Annotated in this window: 18 protein-coding genes, 7 tRNA genes and 1 rRNA gene; 1 reads left to right on the forward strand and 25 read right to left on the reverse strand. The window is 38.8% G+C overall.

Annotated elements, in window-relative coordinates; genetic code table 11:
• Nucleotides 1-177 precede the first annotated feature (177 nt).
• From ACN6MX_RS17215 to acpS, 23 genes are all read right to left on the reverse strand, one after another.
• Nucleotides 178-1,731: ribosomal RNA gene (locus tag ACN6MX_RS17215) — 16S ribosomal RNA — on the reverse strand.
• 150 nt (nt 1,732-1,881) lie between these two features.
• A tRNA-Gly gene (locus ACN6MX_RS17220) sits at nt 1,882-1,955 on the reverse strand.
• Nucleotides 1,956-1,982: 27 nt separating this feature from the next.
• Nucleotides 1,983-2,069: transfer RNA gene (locus ACN6MX_RS17225), tRNA-Leu, on the reverse strand.
• Between the two features lie 64 nt (nt 2,070-2,133).
• Nucleotides 2,134-2,206 (reverse strand) — tRNA-Lys (locus tag ACN6MX_RS17230).
• Nucleotides 2,207-2,211: 5 nt separating this feature from the next.
• Nucleotides 2,212-2,286: transfer RNA gene (locus tag ACN6MX_RS17235), tRNA-Gln, on the reverse strand.
• Between the two features lie 3 nt (nt 2,287-2,289).
• Nucleotides 2,290-2,365, reverse strand: a tRNA-Asp gene (locus ACN6MX_RS17240).
• Nucleotides 2,366-2,394: 29 nt separating this feature from the next.
• Nucleotides 2,395-2,466: transfer RNA gene (locus tag ACN6MX_RS17245), tRNA-Glu, on the reverse strand.
• 4 nt (nt 2,467-2,470) lie between these two features.
• A tRNA-Asn gene (locus ACN6MX_RS17250) sits at nt 2,471-2,545 on the reverse strand.
• 79 nt (nt 2,546-2,624) lie between these two features.
• Complete coding sequence (locus tag ACN6MX_RS17255; protein WP_419960044.1) at nt 2,625-3,095, reverse strand: SprT family protein; 471 nt, start codon at nt 3,093-3,095, stop codon at nt 2,625-2,627.
• Between the two features lie 68 nt (nt 3,096-3,163).
• Entirely contained in the window at nt 3,164-5,329 is a 2,166-nt protein-coding gene (locus ACN6MX_RS17260; protein ID WP_419960045.1) for a Tex family protein, read from the reverse strand.
• A gap of 110 nt (nt 5,330-5,439) precedes the next feature.
• Nucleotides 5,440-6,036: a PP2C family serine/threonine-protein phosphatase gene (locus ACN6MX_RS17265; protein ID WP_419960046.1), complete on the reverse strand. Its 597-nt coding sequence runs from the start codon at nt 6,034-6,036 to the stop codon at nt 5,440-5,442.
• The gene (sigB, locus tag ACN6MX_RS17270) at nt 6,033-6,818 is read right to left on the reverse strand and encodes an RNA polymerase sigma factor SigB (protein WP_419960047.1); all 786 of its coding nucleotides are present in this window, start codon (nt 6,816-6,818) and stop codon (nt 6,033-6,035) included. Before sigB ends, ACN6MX_RS17265 begins: the two co-directional genes overlap by 4 nt.
• A complete protein-coding gene (rsbW, locus tag ACN6MX_RS17275; protein ID WP_419960048.1) occupies nt 6,796-7,266 on the reverse strand; it encodes an anti-sigma B factor RsbW in 471 nt (156 codons plus the stop codon). The genes sigB and rsbW overlap by 23 nt, the downstream gene beginning before the upstream one ends.
• Nucleotides 7,253-7,600 (reverse strand): anti-sigma factor antagonist, encoded by a 348-nt coding sequence (locus ACN6MX_RS17280; protein WP_419960049.1) that lies wholly within the window; start codon nt 7,598-7,600, stop codon nt 7,253-7,255. Before ACN6MX_RS17280 ends, rsbW begins: the two co-directional genes overlap by 14 nt.
• Nucleotides 7,601-7,668: 68 nt before the next feature.
• Nucleotides 7,669-8,667, reverse strand: coding sequence for a PP2C family protein-serine/threonine phosphatase (locus ACN6MX_RS17285; protein ID WP_419960050.1), 999 nt, complete (start codon nt 8,665-8,667; stop codon nt 7,669-7,671).
• Between the two features lie 16 nt (nt 8,668-8,683).
• On the reverse strand, nt 8,684-9,085 hold the full coding sequence (locus ACN6MX_RS17290; RefSeq protein WP_419960051.1) for an anti-sigma regulatory factor: 402 nt from the start codon (nt 9,083-9,085) through the stop codon (nt 8,684-8,686).
• Nucleotides 9,086-9,090: 5 nt separating this feature from the next.
• The gene (locus ACN6MX_RS17295; protein WP_340777799.1) at nt 9,091-9,453 is read right to left on the reverse strand and encodes an STAS domain-containing protein; all 363 of its coding nucleotides are present in this window, start codon (nt 9,451-9,453) and stop codon (nt 9,091-9,093) included.
• Nucleotides 9,453-10,280: an STAS domain-containing protein gene (locus ACN6MX_RS17300; protein ID WP_419960052.1), complete on the reverse strand. Its 828-nt coding sequence runs from the start codon at nt 10,278-10,280 to the stop codon at nt 9,453-9,455. Before ACN6MX_RS17300 ends, ACN6MX_RS17295 begins: the two co-directional genes overlap by 1 nt.
• Before the next feature lie 274 nt (nt 10,281-10,554).
• The gene (locus tag ACN6MX_RS17305) at nt 10,555-10,905 is read right to left on the reverse strand and encodes a type II toxin-antitoxin system PemK/MazF family toxin (protein WP_419960053.1); all 351 of its coding nucleotides are present in this window, start codon (nt 10,903-10,905) and stop codon (nt 10,555-10,557) included.
• Between the two features lie 4 nt (nt 10,906-10,909).
• Nucleotides 10,910-11,191, reverse strand: coding sequence for a transcriptional regulator (locus ACN6MX_RS17310; RefSeq protein WP_241597902.1), 282 nt, complete (start codon nt 11,189-11,191; stop codon nt 10,910-10,912).
• A gap of 133 nt (nt 11,192-11,324) precedes the next feature.
• Nucleotides 11,325-12,431, reverse strand: coding sequence for an alanine racemase (alr, locus tag ACN6MX_RS17315; protein ID WP_419960054.1), 1,107 nt, complete (start codon nt 12,429-12,431; stop codon nt 11,325-11,327).
• A 66-nt stretch (nt 12,432-12,497) separates the two neighbouring features.
• Complete coding sequence (locus ACN6MX_RS17320; RefSeq protein ID WP_419960055.1) at nt 12,498-13,541, reverse strand: LolA family protein; 1,044 nt, start codon at nt 13,539-13,541, stop codon at nt 12,498-12,500.
• 58 nt (nt 13,542-13,599) lie between these two features.
• On the reverse strand, nt 13,600-13,953 hold the full coding sequence (gene acpS, locus ACN6MX_RS17325) for a holo-ACP synthase (protein WP_419960056.1): 354 nt from the start codon (nt 13,951-13,953) through the stop codon (nt 13,600-13,602).
• Nucleotides 13,954-14,022: 69 nt separating this feature from the next.
• Between acpS and ACN6MX_RS17330 the strand changes: the two genes are divergently transcribed.
• Entirely contained in the window at nt 14,023-14,649 is a 627-nt protein-coding gene (locus ACN6MX_RS17330; RefSeq protein ID WP_419960057.1) for a rhomboid family intramembrane serine protease, read from the forward strand.
• 198 nt (nt 14,650-14,847) lie between these two features.
• On the opposite strand, the gene ACN6MX_RS17335 is transcribed toward ACN6MX_RS17330, so the two are convergent.
• Together ACN6MX_RS17335 and ACN6MX_RS17340 are read right to left on the reverse strand one after the other, a co-directional pair.
• On the reverse strand, nt 14,848-16,362 hold the full coding sequence (locus ACN6MX_RS17335; RefSeq protein WP_419960058.1) for a PH domain-containing protein: 1,515 nt from the start codon (nt 16,360-16,362) through the stop codon (nt 14,848-14,850).
• Nucleotides 16,352-16,831 carry a PH domain-containing protein gene (locus ACN6MX_RS17340; RefSeq protein WP_419960059.1) on the reverse strand — a complete coding sequence of 160 codons (480 nt, stop codon included), beginning with the start codon at nt 16,829-16,831 and terminating at the stop codon, nt 16,352-16,354. Before ACN6MX_RS17340 ends, ACN6MX_RS17335 begins: the two co-directional genes overlap by 11 nt.
• Nucleotides 16,832-17,073: the final 242 nt, after the last annotated feature.

Raw genomic sequence — 17,073 nt, forward strand, 5'->3', positions numbered from 1 at the left:
ACACGTTGTGATTACGTAAATAATCACAACAGAATTTCTTGTTGTTTATTGTTTCAATGTCGTTTTATCCAGTTTTCAAAGAACAAGTATCGAATCTTCATATAAAATGAACATTCAAAACTGAACTGCAAAACGTTAAGATACAGATAAAGATCTGTATTCCGATATTATCCTTAGAAAGGAGGTGATCCAGCCGCACCTTCCGATACGGCTACCTTGTTACGACTTCACCCCAATCATCTGTCCCACCTTCGGCGGCTGGCTCCCGTAAGGGTTACCCCACCGACTTCGGGTGTTACAAACTCTCGTGGTGTGACGGGCGGTGTGTACAAGGCCCGGGAACGTATTCACCGTGGCATGCTGATCCACGATTACTAGCGATTCCGGCTTCATGTAGGCGAGTTGCAGCCTACAATCCGAACTGAGAACGGTTTTATGGGATTTGCTCACCCTCGCGGGGTTGCGACCCTCTGTACCGTCCATTGTAGCACGTGTGTAGCCCAGGTCATAAGGGGCATGATGATTTGACGTCATCCCCACCTTCCTCCGGTTTATCACCGGCAGTCACCTTAGAGTGCCCAACTGAATGCTGGCAACTAAGATCAAGGGTTGCGCTCGTTGCGGGACTTAACCCAACATCTCACGACACGAGCTGACGACAACCATGCACCACCTGTCACCGCTGTCCCCGAAGGGAAAACCCTATCTCTAGAGCGGTCAGCGGGATGTCAAGACCTGGTAAGGTTCTTCGCGTTGCTTCGAATTAAACCACATGCTCCACCGCTTGTGCGGGCCCCCGTCAATTCCTTTGAGTTTCAGTCTTGCGACCGTACTCCCCAGGCGGAGTGCTTAATGCGTTAGCTGCAGCACTAAGGGGCGGAAACCCCCTAACACTTAGCACTCATCGTTTACGGCGTGGACTACCAGGGTATCTAATCCTGTTTGCTCCCCACGCTTTCGCGCCTCAGCGTCAGTTACAGACCAGAAAGCCGCCTTCGCCACTGGTGTTCCTCCAAATCTCTACGCATTTCACCGCTACACTTGGAATTCCGCTTTCCTCTTCTGTACTCAAGTCCCCCAGTTTCCAATGACCTTCCACGGTTGAGCCGTGGGATTTCACATCAGACTTAAAGGACCGCCTGCGCGCGCTTTACGCCCAATAATTCCGGACAACGCTTGCCACCTACGTATTACCGCGGCTGCTGGCACGTAGTTAGCCGTGGCTTTCTAATGAGGTACCGTCAAGGTACGAGCAGTTACTCTCGTACTTGTTCTTCCCTCACAACAGAGTTTTACGATCCGAAAACCTTCTTCACTCACGCGGCATTGCTCCATCAGACTTTCGTCCATTGTGGAAGATTCCCTACTGCTGCCTCCCGTAGGAGTCTGGGCCGTGTCTCAGTCCCAGTGTGGCCGATCACCCTCTCAGGTCGGCTACGCATCGTCGCCTTGGTGAGCCGTTACCTCACCAACTAGCTAATGCGCCGCGGGCCCATCCTGTAGTGACAGCCGAAACCGTCTTTTAACATCTCCCCATGAGAGGAAATGGATTATTCGGTATTAGCCCCGGTTTCCCGGAGTTATCCCAATCTACAGGGCAGGTTGCCCACGTGTTACTCACCCGTCCGCCGCTAAATCAGAAGAAGCAAGCTTCTTCGTCATTCGCTCGACTTGCATGTATTAGGCATGCCGCCAGCGTTCGTCCTGAGCCAGGATCAAACTCTCCATAATAGAGAACTTAAAAAGCTCATTTGTTTTGCTGGCATCATCATTAAATGATGTCAAAAATTGTTTTGCTATCGAACTAACAAGTTAGTTGATAAGCTGTATTTCTTAACGTTTTGCATGTTCAGTTTTCAATGTTCAATAGTATAAAAATAATGGAGCGGGTGAAGAGAATCGAACTCTCATCATCAGCTTGGAAGGCTGAGGTTTTACCACTAAACTACACCCGCATTTTTTATGTTAAATTGTTATGTGACTGGTGCGGCCGAGAGGACTTGAACCTCCACGGGGTTATCCCCCACTAGGCCCTCAACCTAGCGCGTCTGCCGTTCCGCCACGACCGCTTAGTAATTAATAGGACAAGGTTCATTGTACTCTCGAACACCTTAAATGTCAACAACAATTTGATGAGCCATGTAGGATTCGAACCTACGACCCTCTGATTAAAAGTCAGATGCTCTACCAACTGAGCTAATGGCTCAAAAATGGCTGGGGTACCTGGATTCGAACCAGGGCATGATGGAATCAAAATCCATTGCCTTACCGCTTGGCTATACCCCAACATGGCGGTCCCGACCGGGATCGAACCGGCGATCTCCTGCGTGACAGGCAGGCATGTTAACCGCTACACCACGGGACCGTTAAAGATATTAAGTAATAAATGGTAAATGACCCCTACGGGATTCGAACCCGTGTTACCGCCGTGAAAGGGCGGTGTCTTAACCGCTTGACCAAGGGGCCATAATGGCTCCGAAGGTAGGACTCGAACCTACGACCAATCGATTAACAGTCGATTGCTCTACCACTGAGCTACTTCGGAATAATTTATGTCGTTTGTTTTACTCGACTTTTATTATTATAGAGAGTGTTTTTCAAAACGTCAACTACTTTTTGAAAATTTATTTCAGATTCTCCAAAGAAACTAAAAACAAATCTCCATAACACTTGCCACAACGGTATTTCTTCGTATTTAAACGAATTTTCCGATTATATAAAAGAGAGCATTTTGCACATTTATATGTATACCTCTTTGTAGTTTTCCTTGCTTCTCTCTCCATTAGCGTAGAACAAAATCTAGGAGAGTTTGTTGTTTGAAGTAACTTACGAAAGTCAGCATCCCGATGTTGATAGCCTTTTCCTTCTATATGTAAATGATAATGACAAAGTTCATGTTTGATAACCCCGACCAATTCATCCATGCCATATTTTTCGAATACCAACGGGTTTATTTCTATATGATGTGATCTGAGCATATATCTTCCGCCAGTAGTTCTAAGACGTTTGTTAAAAAACGCTTTATGTAGAAAGTCTTTCCCAAAAATCTCGTTCGATACATGACATACTAGTTCGTACAGTTTTTCATCTGACATAATTAACTCACCCCTATTTTTAAAAAAAGGTTGTCCAATGGCATATCTCCATTGGACAACTCCATTAGTTACACTTGTTGTTCTGGAGGAAGCATCGTTAATGCTATTCTTCCTTTATTGGCATCGAACTGTTCTACCCATACAGTGACTATATCTCCTAGTGAAACGACGTCTAAGGGATGTTTGACAAACCCTTTTTTTAGCTTGGAAATATGGACTAAGCCATCTTGTTTTACGCCGATATCGACAAATGCACCAAAATCAACTACATTTCGTACTGTTCCTTGCAGCTCCATTCCTGTTTTCAAGTCCTCTAATTTGAGTACATCCTTTTTAAGAATGGGCTGCGGGAATGCCTCACGAGGATCACGTGCTGGCTTGATCAGCGTATCTACAATATCTTTTAATGTAATTTCGCCTATTTCTAGTTCTTTACTTACTTCTTCTATTGAAATTTTCTTTAATGCCTCTTCTGCTTCTCTTGTACCGATTTGTGTTTTCTTTAGACCAGCAATTTCAAGTACCTGCTCCGCTCCTTTATAGCTTTCAGGGTGGATACCAGTTCCATCGAATGGATTTTTTGCATCTGGTACACGCAAAAATCCAATTGCTTGTTCATATGTTTTGGCTCCAAGACGCGGAATTTTCTTAAGTTGTGCTCGAGAAGTAAATCTCCCCTGCTCATTTCTCATATTCACAACGTTCTCTGCGACCGTTTTCGAAAGTCCAGAAACGTATTGTAATAGAGAGGCCGATGCTGTATTTACATTTACTCCAACTTGGTTAACTGCTGTTTCTACTATAAAGGATAGGGAATCCGATAACTTCTTTTGTGAAACATCATGCTGATATTGTCCTACTCCTACTGCTTTTGGGTCTATTTTCACTAGCTCGGCAAGAGGATCCTGCAGTCTTCTTGCGATGGATACTGCACTACGTTGCTCCACTTGTAAGTCAGGAAACTCGTTACGTGCAGTTTCAGAGGCTGAATACACACTTGCCCCAGCTTCATTTACTATTACATACGCTACTTCACCCTCTACTTCTTTTAAACAGTCTACGATGAATTGCTCTGTTTCACGGGAGGCTGTCCCATTTCCGATAGCAATTAAAGATATAGGGTAGTTCGTTAAGTAAGCAAGCACTTTTTTCTTTGAACCTTCCACATCCATTTTTGGTGCATGGGGATAAATAGCAGAAACCTCTAGAAGCTTTCCAGTATCATCTACAACTGCTAGCTTACACCCAGTACGATAAGCTGGATCGACACCTAGAATTACTTTCCCTTTTAAAGGTGGTTGCAATAGTAGATTGCGTAGGTTTTCAGAGAAAATATGAATAGCCTGCGCTTCTGCTTTTTCTGTAAGCTCTCCTCGAATCTCCCTCTCTACAGAAGGCTGAATTAGTCGTTTATACGAATCTTCTACTGCCAATTCAATTTGCTCCACCGCATTACTAGAAGAGGATTTAATCCACTGAGCTTTCATCACATTCGTGGCTTTCTCCATTGGAACCTGAAGACCAACTTTTAGGATATCCTCTTTCTCTCCTCGATTTAACGCTAATATACGGTGAGGAACTATCTTTTTCACAGGTTCTTCGTACTCGTAATACATCTCAAATACATTCTTTTCGTCTAGTTCCGCTTTTTTAACAGATGTAACAATTTTACCGTCTGCACGTGTTATATTTCGAATTTGCTCTCGTATTTTTGCATCATCAGCGAATTGCTCTGCCAAGATGTCCCGTGCTCCTAGTAATGCATCCTCTACAGTCAAAACTTCTAATTCTTCATTCAGAAAGTCTTCGGCTAATAGAGCTACGGACTCCTTAGGGAAAGTCATTATTAATGTAGCTAGTGGTTCTAGTCCTTTTTCTTTTGCAATAGTAGCTTTTGTTCTGCGTTTTTGTTTATAAGGGCGATATAAATCTTCAACTCGCTGCAGTACCGTCGCATTATTAATAGAAGCAGTCAACTCTTCTGTTAATTTACCTTGTTCTTCAATTAAGCGGAGGATTTCTTCTTTTCGTTGTTCTAGTTGTTGTATGTAGTTATAGCGATCTTCAACGGCTTTTATTTGGACTTCATCTAAAGATCCTGTTTGTTCTTTTCTATATCGAGCGATGAAGGGAACTGTATTCCCCTCTTCTAGTAATTTTATAACCTGTTCTGCTTGCGATGATTTGACACCCGTATCTTTTGAAACTAGTTGGAGCATCTTCTTTATTTCCAAAACAAACACGTCCTTTCCTTATAGTACTCATTTTACCATATGTGGCGTCTTCTTATTATTAGTGAATTCTCAATAAATATAAAGTAGGAACAAAAAAAGCTTACCCTAGATTAGAGTAAGCTTCCAACTATAAACGTAGAGTCGTCGCCATGTTCGATCTCCTTAAAAACTGTATCATAGAGACATCGAGCATTTGCAGCAACTTTAATAGTAGACTTCGGACTATTCATCACAACGCCATCCGAGTGTAGCATGAACAAATCATTTTTTTCACAAGCATATGTTTGAGTATTAGTCCTTTGTTTTCTTCCAGACAAATAGCCCATTACTGGTAAGGGATAAATCATTTTATCGGTAGCACGCTTATACATATAAAACTTCACATTTCCTACACAGCTATAGGATATAGTTTCATTTATATAATCTATTTTCACTAATGCTACTGCCGCACCTCTTTTTTGAACCATCAATTCATTGCAACGGAGTAATAATTCATCTAACGTTTCTTCTTTATATTGCTCTAAAATTTCTGGAATAATATCAGCAGACTCTTTAGCCACGGGACCGTTTCCCAATCCATCTGCTATAGCACAAAGCATAAAATCATCTGTCTTTGTAATGTAATAAGTATCTCCAGATTCTAAATTTCCACTTTTGGCTTCTTGGTATACAAACAATTCTACTTTGTCATCTGAAAAATCCATCATTTTACTACTCCACCTGACGATAAAATGGCCTCTTGTAATTTCTTTATAGCTTTGCGTTGAATTCTAGATACATGCATTTGCGATATACCGAGACGATCTCCCGTTTCTTTTTGACTAAGTTGTTCCATATATGTAAGTTGAATTATTTCTTTCTCTCGTTCAGATAAAACATTAAGTGCATTAGCTACAAGTAAACGTTGATCTGTTTTCTCGTACTCGCTATCTGTTTTACCAATGACATCAAACAATGTAATTGTACTACCATCTGAGTCCGATTCAAGGGAATGGTCCATAGATAAAGCTTGATAACTTTTACCCATTTCCATAGCTTCTAGTACATCTTCCACTTCTACCCCCAGAAAATCAGCTATTTCTGGGATAATAGGCGAACGTTGAAATTCCACTGTTAATGTTTCAACTGCTGCCCGGATACGTGGCCCTAGCTCTTTAATCCTTCTTGGAACGTGAATAGCCCAAGTTTTATCTCTTAAAAAGCGTTTTATCTCGCCGATAATTGTCGGAATTGCAAAAGCTTCAAAGTTTTTACCGAAAGATGGATCATATCTTCGAATAGCCCCAAGGAGACCAAGCATGCCTACTTGTGCGATATCCTCATGATGTGATTTACCATTAGAATATTTTCGAGCTATAGATTCAACCAATCTAGTATAGTTTAGCACTAAATTTGTTTGAGCCTCTTCACTTTCTGTCTCTTGATATTCCTTGATCCATTCCAATATTTTCTCTTTCGATTCTTTATTAGGAAGGGACGTGTTCGACATTTTCATCCACCTGCTCTACTCCGACATGTTTCGTCATAAATACAGTAACACCTTCTTGGTGATGGACTTTCACTTCATCCATTAATGTCTCGATTAAATATAAACCCAGACCGCCTTCTCTTAAAAAGGATATTTCTTCTAGTTCATGGTATGGTCCTACTTTTGCTTTCGTTTCTTCAAAATTAAAACTTTTCCCGTGATCCGCTACCATAATTTCCATCTTTTCTTTGTACAATGCGCAGCCAATGACCACTTCGCCTTCCTCATTATCCGCATAAGCATGTTGTACAGCATTTGTAATAGCTTCACTTGCAGCAATTTTTAAGTCTTCTATATCGTCATACGTAAATCCGATGCGATTGGCCAAACCTGAAATTGTGAGTCGTGCAACGCTAACATACTGTGGCTTCGCAGGCACCCGGATTTCTACATAATCAAACGGTTTCATCTATTTTCACCTCTTTATCTATAGCCTGGATATCCATAATTTCTACTAAACCAGTTATATCGAATAAGCGTTTCAATCTAGATGAAAGTCCCGTTAACTCCATATGACCACCTGCAGCATTTATACTTTTATAAAAACCAACAAAAACACCTAGCCCTGTACTATCCATATATGAAACATCCATTAAATTCAATTCAACATGCATATTTTCCTGTAAGCTTATCTCCATAAGTTTCTCTCTTAGAATTGGTGCTGTAAAAGCATCAATCTCTCCACCAATAGATCCTTTAACATGCAACTCATCTAACGTTTGTAATTCAACTGAAATATTCATTTACTTTTTCCCCCGTTTTCGCTATATATAGTCTGTATACCACCATTTAGCTTTTGATAAACCTTAAATTACTTCTTTTTGAAAATAACGAGCGTGAAATCATCCCGTTGTTCAAATTCCTGTAATTCCTCCAGCTTATGAAACACATATTCCACCATATCTTGGGCGGACTGATCTCTTACGCTTTCGATAATATCCATCACGGTTCTTTGGTCAATGAATCCATCTTTTGAACGACATTCGGTTACACCGTCGGTCATCATAACGATAAAATCGTCTTTTTCTAAGGAAATAGAATGCTGTTCATATTTAACGTTTGAAATAACGCCTAATAATAGTCCCTTTGCTTGCAATTCTGAAAAACTATTAGTTTTAGCACAATAAAATAATGGCGGCTCGTGTCCAGCAGATGCATATGTAAACACACTTTTTGAAGTATCATAGGTCCCATAAAACATAGAAATAAACATCGAATCACTTACACTTTTCTCAACGATTCTATTAATAACGTCTAGTACAACGATAGGTTCGGTTTCTGCACCATTTAAACTATCCATCCCATATTTAATCATGGACATGCATAAGGCAGCCGGAATTCCTTTCCCGATTACATCAGCAACAGCGATCCCTACTGTAGTATCATCATTTAGAAAATGCGTATAATCTCCATTCATTTCTTTTGCAGGAACAGATATCATTCCTATATCCAAATCATTCATCTGTGGCACCTTTGTTTTCAACAAGGTTTGTTGGACATTAGAAGCAAGTTCCATCTCCATTTTAAAGTTTTCCTGTTTTTTTATTAACGTTTGATGCTCTCTTAATGCTAGTCCATATCTAACCATCACTTCAATTAATAAATCAAAAGAATGCCAAACATCATTCGGTAAATCAGGCATAAGCTCTTCTAAAGAAGCCTTATGTATGCTTATAACTTCCTCTGGAGAAATATTCTTTTGAATGAGCTGTCTACTGATATTTTGACCCTCATACAAATTATGTTCCGTTTGTCTCTGCGTATATTGTTTCAAAATTTCTTTGTATTGTCTCTTAAACTCTTGAGGCATACTTTTAACTTACCCCCTATCTTAACAACTTTGATGCACTAATTGTAGTACCTTCTCCTAGTACAGTTTCAATCTTAAAGTCATCCATAAGTCGTTTTACACCTGGTAGACCCGCGCCAAGACCGCCTGATGTTGTATATCCATCTTCCATGACTTTACGAACATCTACAATTCCCGGCCCTTTATCAGATGCAATTACTAATAGACCTCTCAGATTACCTTCTGTAATTTGTCTAATTTCTATTTTACCTTTACCTGCATATAAATATATATTGCGAGCGAGTTCACTAATCGCTGTTGTAATTCTTGCTTGGTCAACTGTACCGAAGCCAACATCTTTCGCTTCATTTCTACCAAGTTGCCTTGCAGCAACGATATCCCACTCAGTTATTATATCAACAGAAGACCTTAAGTTCATATGGATTAGTCCTCCAATTCTCGTTCTAATTTTTCCAATCCATTTTCTAAGTCTAAAGCGGTAACTACATTCTCAAGCCTAATTCCTAATTCTATGAGAGTGATAGCTACTGCAGGTTGAATGCCCGTAATCACTACCTTTGCGCCCATTAGACCGGACATACTAATAACATCGCCCAGTACCTTTGCGATGAATGAGTCGATAAAGTCAATCGGCGTAAGATCGAGTACTACACCTCTCGCTGCGGTTGTATGCAGCTTATCAAGTAAATCTTCTTGAAAAGCAAGAGCAGTTTGATCATCTAACTCCCATTGGATGGAAACGATTAAGCAATCTCTCAGTTTTAAAATTGGTATTCTTGTCATCATTATATATTCACCTCTACTATTGCACGATTTGTCATAGCTAGGGCTTGTTCAACCCCTTTTTGTAAAGTGCTTGTTGTTGTGAAATCATTTAGATTAATGCCAAGAGTGACGATAGTTTGAGCAATTTCTGGACGGATCCCAACTAGCATACATTTGGCACCGACTAAACGTACGGCATCTGCCGCTTGAATGATATGATGGGCAACCATCGTATCAACTACAGGAACTCCTGTAATATCTAGTAGCACTACTTCTGCACGATGCTTGACTACTCCCTGTAATAGGTTCTCCATTATTAGTTTTGCTCGTTCTGTATCAATTGTTCCTACTAGAGGCATAACTGAAATTTTTTCAAAAACAGGAATTAATGAAGCAGAAAGCTCTTGTAAAGCAATCTTTTGTAAACTTACTGTTTTTTCCCACACTACCGAATAGGCATCTACAATGCTATGGTTTAAAGGAGTAATCCAATTAGTTAATATTTCTCTATATGATTGAAAATTACCTTCATTTAAGAATTCTACTTCACCCATTCTTTCATAAATTACTTCAGTAAAGTTGGTTAGTGCCTTTAATACAAAAGAAATAGACCATCCATAACGTACAATTTGAACGGAGAAATCATTTAACTTTTCCCTGTACGTAGCTTCTTCTTCCGTTAGACTCGAAATCATTAAATCTCCGAATTCACGAACTGTATTATCAACAATTTTATCCGACATAATTTGGAAGAAACGATCATCCTTCTCTTCTTCCATTTTAACTCTCCAATTTTCTAAAATTTCATCAATATTTTCGTGAATATACGAAGCAATTCTTTTATTCATTATTCCTCATACATCTCCTCGTTGAATACTAGTAATTATATTGTACAGAATTTCATCTTATATTACATCTTTTATACATAGTTTACGTGATCTTTTATACTTGTCCATATTTTAAAAAGTACAGACGTCGCAGTGTAGCTACAACGTTATTCAGCATCGAGCAAGTTAGGATGTTAATATTTACCATCAGTAGATACCTATAAACACAAATTTTTTTTCCTATTAAAAAACACAATGCGTCTTTGTCGATTCCACATTGTGTTCTTACTATGTATTAAAATTTTACGATACCTAAGCTAATCCCTAATGCATGATCAACATCTTCCATCACTTCTACGTCTAGGTGGGTAATTTTATCAGTGAGTCGAGATTTATCAATTGTCCTTAACTGTTCCAATAAAATAACTGAATCTCGTTCAAAATCATATTCTTTTGCATTTATCTCAACATGCGTTGGTAATTTTGCCTTTTGAATTTGAGCTGTGATAGCTGCCACAATGACAGTTGGACTGAATCTATTACCGATATCATTTTGTATCACCAAAACGGGTCTGGTGCCACCTTGCTCAGACCCGATTACTGGTGATAAATCCGCAAAAAAAACGTCTCCACGTTTAACGATCAAATTTTCATCCTCCACTTACGAGTCGCTCTGTCGTATGTTGAGCTTCGTATTCTGCATGTAAACACTCCGTACAAATGGATAGATTTATATGAGACATCTCAACATAGCCTTTCATCATCGCTTCTCTTATAAGATTTGCCTGACCATTTTTTACATATTCATTTGCTTGGACACGAACGAAGCTTTCTACGCCAGTTAATGATTGTTTTACGGTTTTTACTCCTTCATTAACCAATTGATTTGGAAGCTGAATAATCGCTTCCTTTTTCTTTTTATCACTTACCACAGCAAACACCTCCGACAAAACATTTCCCTATATGACAATATACTTCATCTTACCATTTCTCCAGATGAAATAAAAGACATTACGAGAAATGGTTAGACAAATTATGCATATATTCTTAAATTTTGTCGAAAGTTTAGCTGCTATAGATTCTGGGGATTCTATCAGAAAAAGTGCAGCAAACTTCATAAGGGATAGTTTGCAGTGCTTCAGCCCACTCTTCTATAAGAATCTCCTCAGTTTCTTGTTTACCTATTAATACAACTTTTTCACCAATCTTTACTTTTTCATCGAGACGAATCATGCATTGATCCATACAAATTTTCCCGACGATTGGCATCTTTTTACCCTTTATCAATACAGATTGATCATGCAGTTTTCTTAATAAGCCATCTGCATAACCAATCGGAATTGTTGCAATCCACTCGTCGGATGATGCCACATATGTAGCTCCGTAGCCAATGGTAGAGCCTTTTGGGACCTTTTTTACATGCGCAACCTCCGTGTGCAACGAAAGTGCTTTTTCTAGAGGGAATGGAAGTTCTTCATTAACCCAAGGAGATGGTGCTATCCCATACATAGATATACCGAAACGCACGGCATTCCAGTGTTGATCAGGATGTATCAAAGCCGCTGCACTATTAGAAGTGTGCACTAAGACAGGCCTTTGCTCAAATACACTTAATAACTTTTCAAATCTTGTAACTTGTTGTCGGAATAGCGTTTGTTCTTCCTCATCTGCGGTTGCAAAATGCGTGAAAACGCCCGTAATCTGCAACCAGTCTCTCTCACGAATGAATGCAAGTGCCTGCTTTAGCTCTTTTTCTTCCGTAAACCCAATTCTGCCCATACCGCTATCAATCTTTATATGCAGCTTCAAAGTACTTTGGAGATTCCGTGTAGCATTTAGCCACTCATTTGAATAAGCTGTAAGTGTGATGTTCTGTTTGGAAGCCTCCTCCAAGAAAGAGAGTGGAGATGTGCCTAGTAAAAGTATATCCGCTTGAATACCAGCTTCTCTTAAGTGCAATGCCTCCTCCGGCGTGGCAACCGCCAAGAGATTGGCTCCTGCTTTTAATGCAGCTTGCGCAACAGCAATATCTCCATGACCGTATCCATTTGCTTTAACTACAGCTATCACTTCGGTATGCTCAGGAAGTGTTTCCTTGAGTCTTTTTATATTATTTTGTACGGCTTGTAAATCTACTTTTATGAATGTAGGTCGGTAATACTGTTGCGACATATTATTCCCTCTTTTAATCAGTTTAAATAGATTATCCTACTAGTGTAATGAAGTAGTCAACCTTAATCACTTTAAACCACCAGCGGTCATTGATGCAGCAACTTCAATCATTTCTTCCTTCGTTAAAGTAGATGAAGCAATAAAGAATGACATTCCATCCTGTTCCCAAGAAAGAGATTGGTCTGTTATTGCACCAATTGCAACTCCTAGGTCAACCGGATCGCCAGGTGAAAATACTGGAATGATAGAAGAATCACCTTGTTCACTTCGATGTTGAATAATCGTAAACTCTTTATCACCGCTGTATGTTAAAATAATTCTTTTTTCTCCGTCGACTTCCATTATTTTCTCATCAATATTATGCACTTGATCCCATTTTAACATTGGATAATATGTTTCAAATTCAGCGTCATCTATTTCCGCAGACGTTTCTACTGTTTCTTCCGTGCCTTCTGCTTTTCCAGTAGGTGTAGTTGGCGTAGTTGGTGTTTGTTCAATCTTATATTCCGCTGCTGCACGTGTTTTTCCTAGCGATACTTTGCTGAATGTAATATGAATTTGTTCTTCTTTGTTTTCATTCATGATAGAAACATCCGTTGGTAGTAATGTCTTTTTATTGATGTAAATTTTTTGATTCGGCAGCATGTTTTTATGATTATTACTAGTTTTTGTTTCAAAGACATAATTGTCTCCTTCTTCTTTGAAGGTTGCTGTTTTATCTTTTTTAATGTCGTTAGCTAGTGAACCGATCAAATATGCTTGGCTATTTTCAGATGGCCATTTACTTTGGAACTTATACGTTTTGTTTAGTGCTGGTGTTACGACAAATACGCCTTCTGTGTTACGAATTATCATTTGCGTATTCTCAGCATTAGTATCCGATACCTCTACTCGATAAAAATCTGGTTTAGTGTGCCAAACCTCCACACCGTAAACTCTTGGTTCCTCTCCAGTCAAGATGCTCATCTCAGCTGTGAGCTCATATCCCTTTGCATCCACCCACTTGTTGCTTAGTTTTTTCACAACATCTTCTTTCGAATCGGCTCCACATGCAGATAGTACTAAGATTGTTACAAATAAAAATAATAATTTAGCCACTCGGCTCTTCAATCAGTCCATCCTTTCTATTATCACTGCGTTCATTCATTGTATGTAGATGGACGACCGGTTATGATTGTAGAATTACCTGAGCAGCCGCATAAACTTTTGTATGAGTAATAGAAACAAATCCATTTACTTCTTTCCCTTTAAAATACAGGCTTGGCTTGCCAGAAGGTTCTTTTAAAATTTCAATATCTTGAAAACTGCAATCTTTTCCTATTCCAGTACCTCTTGCTTTAGAAAATGCTTCTTTTGCTGCAAATCTTCCTGCTAAATATTCTATTTGTCTTGCTTTTGATAATTCATTTGATTGAACTCTCTCTTTATCGGTAAGTACACGCTCTTCAAATTTACGTGTTTTAGCTTGAATTGATTTAATTCTTTCTATTTCAGTTATATCTAATCCTATTCCAGTAATCATGAGAGTTTCTCCTTTCCAAATATCCGTCTTACGGGATATACTAATAGTAGAAAAAGTTGAGGTGAAATAATGTTTAATAGAACAGAAAATTTTAAACAATACATAAAACTATATCCAGTTGTTTCTTCTTTGCTTGCATTAAATATCGCTATTCATATTTTAACATTGGTTCCTATTCTCGGATCACAAATTTTTAGTTTTGGTGTCCATTTTAATTTATTAATTAGTGAAGGTGAATATTGGCGTTTGCTAACTCCAATATTTTTGCACGCTAATTTTGCTCATTTATTATTTAATATGTTCTCTTTATACATATTTGGACCAGAGTTGGAGCAACTAGCTGGGAAAGCTCGTTTCCTAACTATTTATATACTAGCGGGGTTAGTCGGCAATATTGCCACATACTTATTGCAGGACTGGGATTATACGAGTGTCGGGGCTAGCGGCGCTATTTATGGTATATTCGGTGCTTTTGGAGCTTTAGTTTATTATACGAGAAACTTTATGCCACAGCTAAAACAAATCATTATTCCAATTATCGTTATTGGGATCATTATGACATTCTTACAACCGCAGATTAATGTTACCGCCCATATAGCAGGGTTAGTAACTGGTTTTATACTAGGAATGTTTTACTTCCACCCTAGAAGGATTGCCGTATGGAAAAAACGTAAACGCAAGCTTAAATCTGTTTAATAAATGTATTTTTGAGAGGCTGAATGTGACTGTGTCACGGTCAGCCTCTTTTTATTTCATAGTAGCGGGGGAATAATCAATTAATTATGCAACAAAATCGATCGATACAGCAAATTATCTGTTGCTCATTGCAACTCTTCAATAAAATAGCGAATGAGAGAACGTCAAATCGCCCTCTCACTCGCTAGAAATTCTTTTCTATATTTCTTCAGAATATCGTTCAAGCATATTATTCTCACCTAATTCTTTCTTCGCTGGTTCGTACCATTCCATTAGGCTATCAGCATCAGCTTTTTCAATATGCTGAATAGTTGTGGCCGATCCTGACACACCAGATTTTATAGTAGTCATAATAGAAGAAACGTCTGCTTTTTTTTGAAAATACGTAGTACGCTCTGTCATTGCCTGAATACGTTTCTTTTCCACCCAAAGGGATACTCTACTAAATAGACGGTACTGTAAAACAAGCTGTTTTTCATCCATCCAATATCCAGCCGTCTTGTGCTGCCATGCCCCTAATAGAAAGCTTAGCGGAAATAGTAATAGAGACAACAATCCAAACGGATAAAAGAAATAACTAACGGCTACTGCAACTGGTATCATCCATAAAAAGTCTAAACGATAGAAAAACTTTCGAGAGCGCTTCGGAACCCGTGTAAAGCTAGGCTCAAAATCGTAGTCAGGAAAAATTTGGACGATAATAGAATTAATTTTGTGCTTTTTAATAAGAGGGATCAACCTAATTTTCTCGTCCTTTTCTGCCAAAGAACCCCCAGCACTGTCAACGATGACGGTTGCATACCCCGTAAGCTGACGAAGAGGGTTTTCCACAATACGCACACCTTGAATGCGTGATAAAGGAATTGTTATCTTTTTCTTTTCGAGTAATCCTCTAGTAATGATAATTTCCTCATCTTCTACTCGAATAGTGAACTCATAATAATTAATAAACGTGATTGCCACTGATACAATCCAGGCAACAAATAGCACAAAGAATACAGATAATGCTATGAGGAGAGCCCCAAACCTAATAAACAAAATAATTTCATTATAAATAGTTTCGTATGGGATCAACTCTGAGAATTGGGAAACAAACACAGCTAAACCAGAGAAAAAAACACCTACTCCACCAGATGTACTAGCAAGAATGAGTAAATCCTTTTGAGACATACGGAACAAAGGCTTTTGTTGTTCCACTACAAGCTCTTCCGGTTGAAGCGTTTCACCAAAAATATCAGATTCCTTATTTTTAGCTAGGTTCATCTCTTTTTTTATTTGTTCGGCTGCATCTTTGGAAATTGCAGTCAACTCAGCATCCGCTTCTTTTGTTGCGCCTCCACCAGCCGTTTCTACTTTTACCTTTACTAATCCGAACGGTCGATGAAAGATGCCCTCTGTATAATTTAAGCTTTGAATTCGCTCAAATGGTATATATCTCTTTTTCTTTACGAAAAGCCCGTATTCTATGCGAAGCTCTTCCTCTTCAAACCAGTAACGGAATCGCTTCCACTTAATGATGCCACTAACTAACATAGCGATTAATACTACTGCATAAATAATATAGATTATGTAGGAGATCCAGCCTTCGGATTCTCCTCCAAAACCATTTACTGCAATAACAACCACTAAAGGAACAATCATCTCTTTTAAAACTTTTACGAAGTTTATAACTGCAGATATAGGATGTAAAGTAAATTTTTCTTTAGACATCATCTTCCGCCACCCTTGCAAGTACAGAAATTCTGCCTCGAAGTTCGTCTGCCTCCGAAGTTATGAGGGCAGGAATAGTATGATTAGTCGCTGCAGTTGAAATCGTAATTGACGATAAATCATACTTTCTCAAAATAGGACCCTGTTCAGTATCTACATGCTGCACACGAACCATTGGCACAAGCGTTCTTTTAACTATAAACAAACCGTGTTGCAATTCGATCTCTTGTTCTCGCACTTCGTATCTCCAACGAGTCCATCTAATTTTCGGAAATAAATAAATTAATAAATATCCAATGAGTAATATTACTACCCCGTCTACTATGTATAGCCATATATGTTGTCCTGTGAAATAATTGATAACCCCTACCCCAACACCTACTAGTAAGGCAATCAAGGATTGAAATATTCCATAAATTCTCCATACACGTAATCCTTTTTCAGATAACCGATTGATTGGTTCTTGTCTCATATTAAGCCTCCTCTTTCATCATTGTATACGAAACAGAATATAAAATGTTTCAATATATTACAATTTTCTACGAGTCTTCAAAGATGGATTTCTCGCACTCCAAGAGAGAGAGTAAATATATTTAAGAAAAACCAGGCAAAAAGACGCCCGGTCCTTTAAGTTCAAAACCTGTTTCTATCGTTTTCGAAGTGCTTTGAACAGACTTGTTTGCTATATGATTACCTAGTGAATTTTAGTGATAT

Origin of the sequence: Psychrobacillus sp. BM2 (genome assembly GCF_048572895.1) — a bacterium.
GTDB lineage: Bacteria > Bacillota > Bacilli > Bacillales_A > Planococcaceae > Psychrobacillus.

Coding starts and splice junctions, on each gene's coding strand:
- ACN6MX_RS17255 (WP_419960044.1), bottom strand. CDS start 3,095: ATGTCAGATGAAAAACTGTACGAACTAGTATGTCATGTATCGAACGAG.
- acpS (WP_419960056.1), bottom strand. CDS start 13,953: ATGATTACTGGAATAGGATTAGATATAACTGAAATAGAAAGAATTAAA.
- ACN6MX_RS17280 (WP_419960049.1), bottom strand. CDS start 7,600: ATGAATATTTCAGTTGAATTACAAACGTTAGATGAGTTGCATGTTAAA.
- ACN6MX_RS17265 (WP_419960046.1), bottom strand. CDS start 6,036: ATGATGGATTTTTCAGATGACAAAGTAGAATTGTTTGTATACCAAGAA.
- ACN6MX_RS17330 (WP_419960057.1), top strand. CDS start 14,023: ATGTTTAATAGAACAGAAAATTTTAAACAATACATAAAACTATATCCA.
- ACN6MX_RS17300 (WP_419960052.1), bottom strand. CDS start 10,280: ATGAATAAAAGAATTGCTTCGTATATTCACGAAAATATTGATGAAATT.
- ACN6MX_RS17335 (WP_419960058.1), bottom strand. CDS start 16,362: ATGATGTCTAAAGAAAAATTTACTTTACATCCTATATCTGCAGTTATA.
- ACN6MX_RS17285 (WP_419960050.1), bottom strand. CDS start 8,667: ATGCCTCAAGAGTTTAAGAGACAATACAAAGAAATTTTGAAACAATAT.
- sigB (WP_419960047.1), bottom strand. CDS start 6,818: ATGTCGAACACGTCCCTTCCTAATAAAGAATCGAAAGAGAAAATATTG.
- alr (WP_419960054.1), bottom strand. CDS start 12,431: ATGTCGCAACAGTATTACCGACCTACATTCATAAAAGTAGATTTACAA.
- ACN6MX_RS17295 (WP_340777799.1), bottom strand. CDS start 9,453: ATGATGACAAGAATACCAATTTTAAAACTGAGAGATTGCTTAATCGTT.
- ACN6MX_RS17340 (WP_419960059.1), bottom strand. CDS start 16,831: ATGAGACAAGAACCAATCAATCGGTTATCTGAAAAAGGATTACGTGTA.
- rsbW (WP_419960048.1), bottom strand. CDS start 7,266: ATGAAACCGTTTGATTATGTAGAAATCCGGGTGCCTGCGAAGCCACAG.
- ACN6MX_RS17290 (WP_419960051.1), bottom strand. CDS start 9,085: ATGAACTTAAGGTCTTCTGTTGATATAATAACTGAGTGGGATATCGTT.